The sequence below is a fragment of the Enterovibrio norvegicus genome (genome assembly GCF_002876705.1).
Taxonomy (GTDB): domain Bacteria; phylum Pseudomonadota; class Gammaproteobacteria; order Enterobacterales; family Vibrionaceae; genus Enterovibrio; species Enterovibrio norvegicus_B.
In genome coordinates, this window is the sequence record NZ_MDAG01000068.1 from 112,763 (window position 1) to 124,568 (window position 11,806).

The window sequence follows — 11,806 nt, forward strand, 5'->3', positions numbered from 1 at the left end:
CCATTTTACCTTGGTTTAATGAACTCATCGAAACACACATTAACGCAGTAACCGGTTCATACCGAACCCAAGCAAAAAACGTTAACACCTAAACGGATGAGGAATTCACCATGAAAAAGATGAACAAAACTTTGATCGCACTGGCGCTTACTATTCCGATGGCAACATCAACGGCATTCGCGTCTGGTAACACAACCTCGACTGACCGAGATGAAAACATCGGCGCGATTGGTTTCGGTGGTGGTGCGGCACTGGGCGCAGTGGTTGGTGGCCCTGTTGGCGCTGTGGCTGGGGCAGTTGTCGGTGGCTTAATTGGACAGCTAGTGAGCTTTGAGGACTACAGCAAAGAGCAAGATGACGTCATTGCTAACATGAGCCAACGTAACCTTGAGTTAGAGGAAGTGAGCGAACTGTATGCGCAAAACCAAGTTGAAATTGCCAATCTTAAAACCGCGTTAAATCAGAAAAACATCGAGCTAGAGTTGGCCATGGACATTCAATTTCGCACCAACTCGGCGGAGATTGAACCGCACTTCCAGTACCAACTTGATGAAATTGCATTTTTGATGCGCCAGCAACCAGACATGTTCTGGGATCTTGAAGGACATGCGGATGTGCGCGGCAATCAAGACTATAACCTGCAGCTTTCTCAAAAACGTGTTGAATCTGTTTATAACTACCTCGTTTCTCAAGGTGTCGAGCCAGAGCAGTTGATTCAAACAGCATTCGGCGCACAGTTGGCGATTGAAACGGAAGGCGACCGCGAAGGCTATTTCTTTGACCGCCGTGTCAGCCTAAAAGCATCACCGCAATCAACCAAAACAGCCAACAACTAAGCAGGGCGGTTTGATATGGATATTCGACAAGCAACCCGTCACGACGCAGAGCGCATGTGCGCGCTCTGCGAGACGCTGGGCTACCCAGCGTCGCTCTCTCAAACGGAAGCGCGCCTAACGCGAGTGCTGGACAGCGAAAACGGCGATATCTTCGTTGCTGAATTGTGCGGTGTGGTCGTTGGTTTTATTACGGTTCACATCGTCGATGTGGTGCATGATGACATGCCATGGGGGCGGATTTCTGCGCTGGTGGTCGATGAGAATTTTCGGGCGCTTTCTGTGGGTCGTCAATTACTCGATTACGCGGAAACCTACTTCAACGCGAGACAATGCCTGCGCGTTGAAGTCACCAGCCACATTAGTCGTGAAGAGGCACATGGCTTTTATCTTCACTTGGGTTATCGCATTACACCCATGCGTTTTATTAAGCTGTTGGCTCAACGGACGTTAGTGGCGATAAGCTAAAGGTATCGGCGGCCATTTTTTGCTCATGTTTTAGCAACCATTGCTTTGCATCTAGGCCGCTCGCATACCCTGTTAATGTGCCATTTTTACCAATCACACGATGACAAGGCACGATAATGGACACGGGGTTTTGTCCATTGGCAGCGCCAACAGCGCGAGAAGCGGTTGGGCGCTCAATACGTTGTGCCAATTCGCCGTAACTCAATGTTTCACCAGCAGGGATGGTTTGTAGCGCTTCCCACACAGTGCATTGGAAATCCGTACCTAACAAATCAAGCGGCACATCAAATTCAATCGCTTCTCCTGCAAAGTAGCGATCGAGCTGGGCAATGACGGTTTCAAAGGGCTCGCGAGCAATAACGTCATCCTCTGATGTTGGAATGTCATATTTATAGTTTGGTAACGTGAGCGACGTTAGACCTTTCTCGGATGCAGTCAGAATAATCACGCCAAGTGGAGAGTCGTATTCGTAGCGATAATTTGTCATGGTCAATTCCTTCTTCTCTTCCGTTGGTCAGAGCGTACCCTGGCCGAAATAGGTATATGGATAGAATGCGTGTTTCAGTTATCTTTGTTTGCAAGTGTCAGCGCGAGATAGCTTCGCCAAGGAATAGCGTTATCCATACGGCTTTTCGCGTTGTCATTCAGTGTTTCATCGCTGTCATCAAGAGGCAGTGAAAGGTCGGGCAGCCCAAAGCCACGCAGCAAGGTGTAGCCTTTTTGTTGACTTGAAAGTGGTGAATCACAAAAATCACGTTGAGCATCAAGATCGGGGTGTTCGATACAAAATTTCGCCCATGCGATAAGTTTTTCTCCTAACGCTTCGTTGATGTCATTGATCGCTGCGCTATTCGCGCGCTCGCCATGCGGTGAAAGTGCTGACAAGAGCGCATCAGGCGTTGGAAAATACGTTGTTGTTTGAACGTTTTCCTCACCGCCCAAGTGAAGCTGAGAACACTGCACAATATGTGTAAGTATCGAGCGGCTGTCATCGACATGATCTCGATGAATGCCTATCGACTCACCGCAAAGACTTCTCACGCCCGCCTCAAACACATTCCACACACCAGGGATTCTTACGCCGAGTGGTACGTTTTCGTTTGCTGAGAGGACATTAGCGAGCACTGAATCTATGACGGTCTGATTCGCATCGACATCAAAAATGCGTTTGATTCTATTGATGATTAAGTACAAATACTTTGGATTATCGAGCGTCAGTTCAATAGAAATTGCATGCTTATCCGGGTTCAAGGTGGCTGTAAATTCACCTTTTGTATCCAAATAGATAAAGGATCTACCGTAGCTATTATCATTTAGCCACTCCATGCCCGTTATCTGTCTTGTGTTCGCAAAATCATGGAACGCCTGCCAATTGAAAGGAGGGCGGAAATAGAGCATCAAACAGATGGCATCAGAGTGGTGTGTTTTCTTGCGCCTGACTTGTGTTGGCGATAATTGCATTTGTAGTTGGAAGCAATCGTTAAAGCGGCGAACACTGTTAAAGCCAGCAGCAAACGCAATGTCAGTAACAGAAAGATGGGTCTCGTGAAGCAGCTTTTTCGAAAACAAAATTTGTTGGTACAGCGCGTATTGCTTTGGCGAACACCCCAGTGTTTCCGTGAACAGTTTTCTTAGGTAACGATCTGTCACGCCGAGTTTTTCTGCGAGCGCTGGAATGGCGTTTTCTTGTAGAAAGCCTGCTTGAATCAAACCTAGGGCGCGTTTTAGCGTTGTTTCTTTACCGATCCACGCGGGTGAGCCCGGTGCGCTGTCTGGACGACAACGTAAGCAAGGTCGAAACCCTTGGGCTGATGCTTCAATCGCGGAATCAAAATACCGGATGTTTTCTTCTTTTGGTGTAGGGGCTGGGCAAATAGGACGGCAGTAGATGCCTGTCGAAAGCACACCGATATAAAACACGCCATCAAATCGAGGATCACGGGAAAGCCGCGCTTGTTGTCTGAGTGTGTTGACGTTGTCCATTTGCCTACATCCGTAAGTGAAGATGCAGTAACAATAACATTGGATAATGATAAAAGTAGCCATAAACGGAACTCAACGGTAAGACGGTGAGTCAATTGATGCGGAGGAAGGATTGAGAAAGAAAACGGGGGAGAGCTTATAGCAAACAGGCTGCACGAGGCAGCCTGTTTTTCACGGTGTTACGACTTACTTGTTCAAGTATGCGCAACCGGTCATGAATGCTTGTTCTTGAAACTGCTTCAAACCGATTTCTTTTAGCGACACCAATACAGGGGTGCGCTTGAGAGACTCTTTCATTTCGCTAGACGTGAAAACGACACATTCCATGTTATCGATTAGCTGCATAGCGGCTTCCAATTTGAAGCCAATGGCGCTACCTGCGAACTTACCCTTCATTGGGCGATCACGAATAACAATTTTGTCGACTTTGTAGTCTTCCATCAATTTTGCAAAAGACTGTTGGAAGTGACGCATTTGCTCAGTGTCAGATGCGTTAGTAATAGTGAATTTACGCGCGCGGCAATCCGGCACTTCAAACAGACCTTGGTCCAATTCAATGAGGCAGATGTTCGCTTCGTTGCTTTTTAAATCGACGGCACAAATTCGCATTTTTCTTATTCCACGAGTAAATGAGCGCATCATTATAGGCAAATAGTGTGCTGCGGTCATGGATTAAGATGGTAGGACGGGTTTGTTTGATGCTGAAAACAACAAAAAGCGGGGAAATCAGAGTCTTCTTAGCGGAATTCTTTAAAAGATGTTTTGAGTTTCGCTTCCGTGAGGCCACGCACAATCTTCAGATCGGGGCGTTTTTTCAAATCGATGTATTCGACTTCGCGGAATGATTCTGTACGGCCTGAGTAAAAAAGCTTCACGGTTGGGGTCATTAAATCGTCAGGGTTCTCATTGCAGACCAATCCAATCCGCCCATTACTGAGTTCAACAACAGAACCGATAGGGTAGAAACCGATGCAGCGAATGAACTTCTTCAGCAGGTCGGAATCGAGATGAAAGGGCGTTAATCCAATCATGATCTTGAAGGCTTCTGATGGTGAGAGAGCGGGTTTATAGACGCGCTCTGCGGTTAATGCATCGTAGATATCGACAATGCTGGACATGCGACCTATTAGCGTCAGTTCATCGCCTTTTAAGCCGTTTGGATAGCCGTTTCCATCGATCTTTTCGTGATGCATTAAACTCACGTCTTTGCTGGTTGACGATAATTCAGCCATGTTATCGAGCACAGGTTGAGAGAGCGTTTGGTGCTCTTTCATGTGCACAAATTCATCGTCGGTGAGTTTACCCGGCTTGTTGAGCACTTCATCTCGGATAAGAATCTTGCCAATGTCGTGCACCAAACCGCCAATCGCTAATTCTTCTAGGGTTTGCCTGTCGAGTTCCAGATAACGCCCGAAATTAACCAAATGAAAGGCAACATTCATCGAGTGCTCAAGTAGGTAGGCACTTTTTTGGCGGATACCGCTGATCCACAAAACCGCTTCACGACGCTCAAAGATGTTATCTACGATATCAGCACTGACTTCTTTTACAGGTTCGATATCGACAGGTTTGTTGGCGTAGACATCGTTCAATAGCTTGCTCAATTGTTCCTTAGACTTGTCTACGAGGTCTTTGGCTACACTGAATTCACTGTTTCCTGTGACGGAGGAATGCTTTCCGATTGGGGTTGCATGGTATTGAATGTCTTCCGTTGTGGTGACTTGATCTGCGTCGATGTACACATATTCAACGCCTTTGCCTCTGAGGTTTTCGATGGTTTCTTGTCGGCGGATGAAGCCAGGCTTTTTCATTCGGGTGCGGGTACGCTGAGATTCGATTTGTTCGACATACATGCCAATCTCAACGCTATCAATGGCGACTTTTTGCAACATTGATGTTCGCTCCGTGTCGGAAAATAGAAGGGTGAAGGGTTAGGAAACAACGTTGTCGAACTGCGGAATCGACGCGCTTTTTGAGTAATTAAACAATAGCTAATGTTTATAACTATATACAATGTACGAAAAAATGGGGTGTTTTGAAGACGAATCTAGAACAAAAATCCAGAATAACAGTACGCAATGCGGAATTTTATACAATACAACGTCGGATCCTGATGCCACTCAATGTGTGTTATCGCCGTTAAACCCTATGAAAACTGCGCCTTTTGACATGTGTTTAGTACATTTCACCGCGACACATAATAAAAGTGCGCTGCATCATAAATGTTATCTGTGAAATGTAAACAAGATGGCGTGCGGAATGCGACGCATAGAAAGCGCTTGAACCCTCCTGATGGATCTATAGACTGCGTGAACGTCTAAGTGCCCATATTGCTTAGATGGATTTTTACGCAGCGAATGCGTTGCTTTGACCATGATTGAAATACGCAGGCTTAATTCGAATGCGAGTAATTAAAAGCAGCATCCATCCAGATGCGCTTCCTTTGGAAGACAAAATCACTTTTCATCGACGTGCAGCTCGCGCCATTGTTGTGCGTGGAGAGAGTATTCTTTTGCTGTATACCGAGCGCTATCAAGATTACTCGTTGCCGGGTGGCGGCATTGATCCTGATGAGAATGAAGTAGAAGGCTTGATTCGGGAACTTCAGGAAGAGACGGGGGCACAAAACATTCGAAACATCGTCCCGTTTGGTGCTTACGAAGAATACCGTCCGTGGTACAAGCCAGATTTTGATGTGATGCACATGATGTCTTACTGTTTCTGGTGTGATATTGACGAAGAATTGGGTGAAATGTCGCTTGAGGACTATGAAATCAAAAACGGCATGCAGCCTGTTTGGATGAATATCCACGAAGCCATTCGTCACAACAAGCACAACATGGCGACAAACGAGAAACAAGGTTTGTCGATCCAACGTGAAACGTACTTGCTTGAACTGATTGCTTCTGAATTGATGGAAAAACAGAAAGTAAGCTAACTGACAGGGCGTTGTTTCTACCCCGATAAAAAGGCGAGAGTTCTCTCGCCTTTTTTGATCGTGTCTATCACTGCTCATCTACGCTAAAAAGATGCTAAAAACGCGTTAAAAGTCTACGTTGGAAAAGCAGCAATCAATAGAAACGTCAGTAACGATAAAACAGTGTGAAGGTGCCGTAAGCATGATGATTACGTTTTGCCGTTTCGTATTGTTTGCTTTGCACCGTTGCAGAGGCTGTCGCCCCCCAGTTATTTGAATACCACGTAAAGCCTGCAGATGCAGCGCCTTGGATGTTCTCGATGGTCAAATCACTGTTCTCGGCAGGTTTATCGCCTTCAATCGTGACGTCATCAAAGCGATAACGTGCTTCGAGCGTGGTGAAGAAAAACATACCGGCGGCACTGTTGCTCAACATGCCCGTGTCGACAGTATTACCCGCAATGACAGACGTTGAACCAAAGGTGTTGCCCAGATCGATACCAAGACGATAAGTACCACCAGCAGCGACTTCACTTTGGAAGTTGCCACCCTGGCCACGGCCAAACACACTGAATTCGCCCATCGGGCTACGTGCGATGAGTTGGTGGGCTTCGCCGCTCAATTGATAGATGAACTCATCATAGATTTGATAGTCCCAACCTTGTGGGTCGGGAGAACCAACGATAGTGTGAACGATGGATTGGCCAGTTTCTGCGCCAGAGTTCGGGCCAACAGTACCCAGCAACAAACCCCCTTTTAGTGCGAAGGTATCGGTTTGTTGGTAAAGCCTGGCTTGTGTATAAAGAAAGCCCGCATAGGCACGTTCATTTGGCAGTGGCTCGGTGAGTTCGATGTCAGAAGGTGTCCACATTTGTTGACCGATTTCAATGCTATACCCAATGAGGCCTGGATCTGAAGACCAACGTAGGAAAAGGCCACTTGTGTATTCTCGGTCTGTACCGATGACGCCGTCATTATCAATCGACAGCGAAACCGTGGCAGCATGCACAGGAAAAGTGAACATTGGTGCGGCGATGATCGCAGCGCCAATTAATCTGCGTGTTAACATAAAATCCCTATTGTTTAGGATATGACGCCATGTGCGTCTTAAATGCGACTCAGTGGAGTGTCGGCGCTTATGCTAACTCATAACCCTGCGCCTGACGATTGTCGTTTGAAAGGAGAGTGATTTGTCCCAGAATATTGATGTAATTGTCAACGCAGAGTGGCTGAAAGCCCATTTTTCTGCGCCAAACGTCAAAACCGTAGATGCCAGTTGGTTCATGCCAGGCAGCCAAAGAAACGGTGCGCAAGAGTGGAAAACGAAACGTATTCCAGGTGCGGTATATTTTGATTTCGATGGCGAGATTAAAGACCAGACAACGTCGTTACCGCATATGTTGCCATCGACCGACGTGTTTGCAGAAAACGTGAGTAAACTGGGTATTTCCAATTCCGATACGGTTGTTGTGTATGACAGTGCTGGCATCTTCTCATCGCCGCGTGTGTGGTGGATGTTTAAAGTGATGGGGCATCAAAATGTCGCGTTACTTGATGGTGGTTTACCTGCGTGGGAAAGCGTTGGTGGGGACATAGACAACATGCCGCCTGTTCAGCCTCAGATGACAGAATACACGGCATGCTTTCAACCTGAGCGCTACATCGACAGAGACGCTTTATTGGCAGGCATCACCACCAATTCTCTGAATGTTATCGATGTGCGTCCTTTTGACCGTTTCAGTGGCGGTGTGGCAGAGCCAAGAGAAGGTGTGCGTAGCGGGCACATGCCAAATGCTGTCAATTTACCTTTTCCATCGGTCATGCAAGATGGTTTCTTCAAATCTTCTCAGGAATTAAGTCAACTGTTGGCAACCGTCGTATCGGGTGCGTTACCGAACGTTACATCCTGTGGGTCTGGTGTCACTGCGTGTACGGTAGCACTCGCCAGCGAACATACCATTGGCAAAGTGATTGCTGTATATGATGGCTCGTGGACAGAGTGGGGCGGCGATCATCGTTTACCCATTGAAGTGCTGTAATCGCCTTCAGCGGTCAAAACAAATGCATTCAATGCTAAGGCCTTCCTCGATGAAGGCCTTTTTTCTGTCCGCTGTTTACGTGTCAGTGGGTTTTGGGATGATCATTCCAAGGGAGAAAAATCGACGGCATAGGGGTGTGATCGTGTGCCGAGAATAGGGAAATAATTTCTGAAAACCGTCCCTTTGTGTTGGATGATTTTCGCGCTGCAAAAATGAAAACTAAGATTGAAGGGTGGATGAGATCAAATCCCAAGTGGTATACCAATGGGCGCACCATTTAAAAGGGTTACAAAACATTAACAATATGTTACACCTTGTTACATCTTCTTGGTAAATCAAGGAATAACGGAGCAGCACCGTGACGAATCAAATCGCTATGCCCACAAATCATGCATTATTGCCTGAGCGTATCCAAAAACTGGTTAACGCGCTGTCGAGTGGTGTTTATGAGCGAGAGAATACTATTCGTCTTTGCTTGCTCGCAGCATTAAGCGGAGAGAGTGTCTTTCTTCTCGGTCCGCCAGGGATTGCAAAAAGTTATATCGCAAAACGTCTCATTAAAGCCTTCGATAACAGCAGCTTTTTTGAATACTTGATGACGCGGTTTTCAACCCCAGAAGAGGTGTTTGGACCCCTCTCTATCCAAGAGCTTAAAGACAACGGGAAATACGTGCGTTTAACCGAAGGGTATCTGCCGACGGCCGACGTTGTTTTTCTTGATGAAATTTGGAAAGCCGGCCCAGCCATTCTTAATACTCTCCTTACGGTGGTTAATGAACGCGTATTTAGAAACGGCAGCGAAGTCTTGCCTGTTCCTATGCGCTTGCTTGTTGCCGCCTCCAATGAACTGCCAGAAGCGGACAGTGGCCTCGATGCATTGTACGACCGCATGCTTGTGCGTGTTTTCGTTAACCGCATTCAAGAGAAAGGTAACTTCAAACGTTTGATCGTTGGTGAACAAGGTGAAACTGACGCGGAGATTGGCGCTGATATTGCGATCAAAGCACAGGAATACCAACTGTGGCAGCGTCAAATTGATCTCGTCTCACTTTCCGATGAGGTGTTCGAAAAGATCTACGCACTGAAACTCCTTTTAGAGCGAGAGGCGGAAGATGGCGGACACCCATTCCCAGCCGAAGAACTGTATATCTCAGATCGACGCTGGAAAAAGGCGGTACGTTTGCTGAAAGCGAGTGCCTTCTTCAACGGCCGAAATGAGGTCAATCCGGTTGATCTTCTGTTGCTGCAAGAATGCCTCTGGCACAGTCCTGAGTCTCGAAGTGTTGTGAACGCTGTGATGCGTCAATTCGCTAAACAAGTGTGCTTCAATCAACAAGAAGCCTTGTCTGTCGCGACAGATGCGAACGACGACGTGAAAGAGTTGGCAGAAGAAGTGATTGATACACTCGGCCACGATGTCGGTACTGAAGTGTCGATGCGTAAAGAGAAGTATCTGGTGGATCTGTCTAAAGCACGCCGCTATTCCGTCAATTCAAGCCATAATTTAATCAAGCTGGTGATGTTAGATTCTAACCCGTCTGTTTCTGAAAAAGAGAAAGGGGACAGTCGCTGGGTGTATGTCGAAGCCAGTGAGTTCGAGAAGAAGATTAAAAACGGTGCGTGTGATGTATACGGCTACGTGAACAAAAACCCGAATCTTTGCATGCTCAAGTTTGATGTGACCGGTGATTTAGCATTGATGATAAAAGACATCGCCAATCGTCCTGTTGCCGTCGCGATTGCAGGTATTGATGATGACGCTGAAACCTTCAATGCATGGCAAGTGACAACGGAGGCGGCTATCGCCAAGGTCGACGATGCAAAGCACATGATCCGTGTTGCTAGAATGCAGTTGAATGCGGCCCTACCACATAACTTTGCTAACTCTGATCTTTTGGAATTGTTGGCAAACAGTATTACCGATGCAGAAGAAGCGTTGCAAAAGCAAACCGCCAAATTCGAAAAAGATGCGTTTCGTATTCGTATGTTGAACGAATACTTCGCTTAGGAGCGCGGATGATCAGTCCGGAGAGTTTACAGTTAGGCATGATGCTGGCAGAAACGGGCATGCTGGAACATGCGGTGACTGAAGTGATGGCAAAGCCGCAGCTTCTCGTCATGACGGAAGCCAGCCCGAACGCGAAAGCGTCGGTGAAGCGGCATGTGCGTAAATGGCGTCACTCAGTGAAACGTCGCCTGAGTAATGACTGCATTACTGAGGAGCTTAAGCAGGAAATTCAGGCTTACCAAGACGCGGTTGCCATGTCTCAGCAGGCGTTTAGGGATAACGCCAAATCATTGATGAAGTCGTTAGAAGGTAAATCGTTGTTTTATCTGAAAGCCCGTCGGATGATCGAGAAAAACATCGCACAAGAAACGCCGATGTTCCAAGCGTATTTCTGCAACAAGTGGTACCAACATTTGGCTGCGGCGATTCAAGCGGCTCAAGAAAAAGAGTTAGAAGCCCACAAAGAGAAGTTACTCAAAGAGCTTTATCAACGCATGGAAACGTACCGTGAACTGGAAGATGTTCAAGAGCACGGTGATGCAGAGAAAACCGGTCGATTGTGGGATTTAGCGTCTTCTAAGGTCACCCAATCGGACGTGGCGTTGTTAAAGCGTTTTGTGGCTTTCTTAAAGGATAATCAAGACCTTCAAGACATCGCTGAAACACTTGGCCGAATGGCGAATGACGTAGATGATCCTTCATTGCAGCGCTCACCTGCTGAAGAACTGCAAATGGTGGAAGAACCCGCTGACAATGTCGCCGATGACATTGTCGGTATTCACCAAAGCGACCATCTTGAGAAGTTGGTGCCGAATGAGGCGATTTACTTGGCTGAACCTGCACTCGAAATCCTTTTCTATAAACACTTTGCAGACAAACGCCTGTTAACCTATCGCATGCAAGGCATGCAACGTTCATTGAGAAAGGTGAAAGCTTTTAAACCTGAAAGCAAGCAAGTCGACATCGAGAAAGGGCCTTTCCTGATTTGTGTTGATGCGTCGGGATCAATGAGTGGCTTTCCTGAGCAATGTGCGAAAGCCATGGCGTACGCACTCATGCAAATCGCGGTGAAAGAAGATCGAGACTGCAGTGTGATGATATTTTCAACGGACCATATCGGTTATGAACTCACGGGTGAAGATGGCTTAAAAGAAGCGCTGAACTTCCTGTCTTACAGCTTCCACGGCGGCACAGATCTTGAGCCAGTATTGACGCATTCTGTTGATTTGATGGGCACAGACAAATATCGAAATGCGGATCTGGTGGTGATTTCAGATTTCATTGCGCCAGAGCAGCCTGATGAGGTGAAACAGAAGGTCGATGAACTCAAAGCGCAACATAATCGTTTTCATGCCATCAACCTTTCTAAATACGGCAACCCGGCGGTGATGAGCATGTTCGATCATGTGTGGGATTATCATCCATCACTCATGGGACGATTGTTGAAGCGTTTCTAAATCTTTCATTCGACAGTAAACGCGCCATGAGTAAGCAATAAAAAAGACGGCCTATGCCGTCTTTTTTTCTATCAACAATCTGTGGCTAGTGGCTAGTGGCT

The 11,806-nt window shown here is 46.9% G+C and carries 11 protein-coding genes; 6 read left to right on the forward strand and 5 right to left on the reverse strand.

All coding sequences use genetic code 11. The annotated features are described in order from the left end of the window. Positions 1 to 110 precede the first annotated feature (110 nt). Entirely contained in the window at positions 111 to 836 is a 726-nt protein-coding gene (pdsO, locus tag BCT27_RS23400; RefSeq protein ID WP_102317917.1) for a sortase-associated OmpA-like protein PdsO, read from the forward strand. A gap of 15 nt (positions 837 to 851) precedes the next feature. Beyond that, positions 852 to 1,301 carry a GNAT family N-acetyltransferase gene (locus tag BCT27_RS23405; protein ID WP_102317916.1) on the forward strand — a complete coding sequence of 150 codons (450 nt, stop codon included), beginning with the start codon at positions 852 to 854 and terminating at the stop codon, positions 1,299 to 1,301. On the opposite strand, the gene BCT27_RS23410 is transcribed toward BCT27_RS23405, so the two are convergent. From BCT27_RS23410 to BCT27_RS23425, 4 genes are all read right to left on the reverse strand, one after another. Further along, entirely contained in the window at positions 1,261 to 1,788 is a 528-nt protein-coding gene (locus BCT27_RS23410) for a methylated-DNA--[protein]-cysteine S-methyltransferase (RefSeq protein WP_102317915.1), read from the reverse strand. The two genes, BCT27_RS23405 and BCT27_RS23410, sit on opposite strands and share 41 nt — an antisense overlap. A 74-nt stretch (positions 1,789 to 1,862) precedes the next feature. Further along, positions 1,863 to 3,284 carry a DNA-3-methyladenine glycosylase 2 family protein gene (locus tag BCT27_RS23415; RefSeq protein ID WP_102396949.1) on the reverse strand — a complete coding sequence of 474 codons (1,422 nt, stop codon included), beginning with the start codon at positions 3,282 to 3,284 and terminating at the stop codon, positions 1,863 to 1,865. Between the two features lie 186 nt (positions 3,285 to 3,470). Then, positions 3,471 to 3,893 (reverse strand): DUF3010 family protein, encoded by a 423-nt coding sequence (locus tag BCT27_RS23420; protein WP_102317913.1) that lies wholly within the window; start codon positions 3,891 to 3,893, stop codon positions 3,471 to 3,473. 128 nt (positions 3,894 to 4,021) lie between these two features. Further along, entirely contained in the window at positions 4,022 to 5,176 is a 1,155-nt protein-coding gene (locus tag BCT27_RS23425) for a cyclic di-GMP phosphodiesterase (RefSeq protein ID WP_102396950.1), read from the reverse strand. Positions 5,177 to 5,685: 509 nt separating this feature from the next. Here BCT27_RS23425 and BCT27_RS23430 point away from each other — a divergent pair. Further along, positions 5,686 to 6,222: an NUDIX domain-containing protein gene (locus BCT27_RS23430; RefSeq protein WP_102317911.1), complete on the forward strand. Its 537-nt coding sequence runs from the start codon at positions 5,686 to 5,688 to the stop codon at positions 6,220 to 6,222. Positions 6,223 to 6,367: 145 nt separating this feature from the next. On the opposite strand, the gene BCT27_RS23435 is transcribed toward BCT27_RS23430, so the two are convergent. Continuing rightward, complete coding sequence (locus BCT27_RS23435; protein ID WP_102396951.1) at positions 6,368 to 7,270, reverse strand: lipid A deacylase LpxR family protein; 903 nt, start codon at positions 7,268 to 7,270, stop codon at positions 6,368 to 6,370. A gap of 121 nt (positions 7,271 to 7,391) precedes the next feature. Between BCT27_RS23435 and BCT27_RS23440 the strand changes: the two genes are divergently transcribed. The 3 genes from BCT27_RS23440 to viaA all read left to right on the forward strand — a co-directional run bounded on the left by BCT27_RS23440 (position 7,392) and on the right by viaA (position 11,705). Further along, positions 7,392 to 8,240 (forward strand): sulfurtransferase, encoded by an 849-nt coding sequence (locus tag BCT27_RS23440; RefSeq protein WP_102396952.1) that lies wholly within the window; start codon positions 7,392 to 7,394, stop codon positions 8,238 to 8,240. A gap of 376 nt (positions 8,241 to 8,616) precedes the next feature. Then, the gene (locus tag BCT27_RS23445; protein WP_102396953.1) at positions 8,617 to 10,248 is read left to right on the forward strand and encodes an AAA family ATPase; all 1,632 of its coding nucleotides are present in this window, start codon (positions 8,617 to 8,619) and stop codon (positions 10,246 to 10,248) included. 8 nt (positions 10,249 to 10,256) lie between these two features. Next, complete coding sequence (gene viaA / locus BCT27_RS23450; protein ID WP_102396954.1) at positions 10,257 to 11,705, forward strand: ATPase RavA stimulator ViaA; 1,449 nt, start codon at positions 10,257 to 10,259, stop codon at positions 11,703 to 11,705. The last annotated feature ends 101 nt before the right edge of the window (positions 11,706 to 11,806 follow it).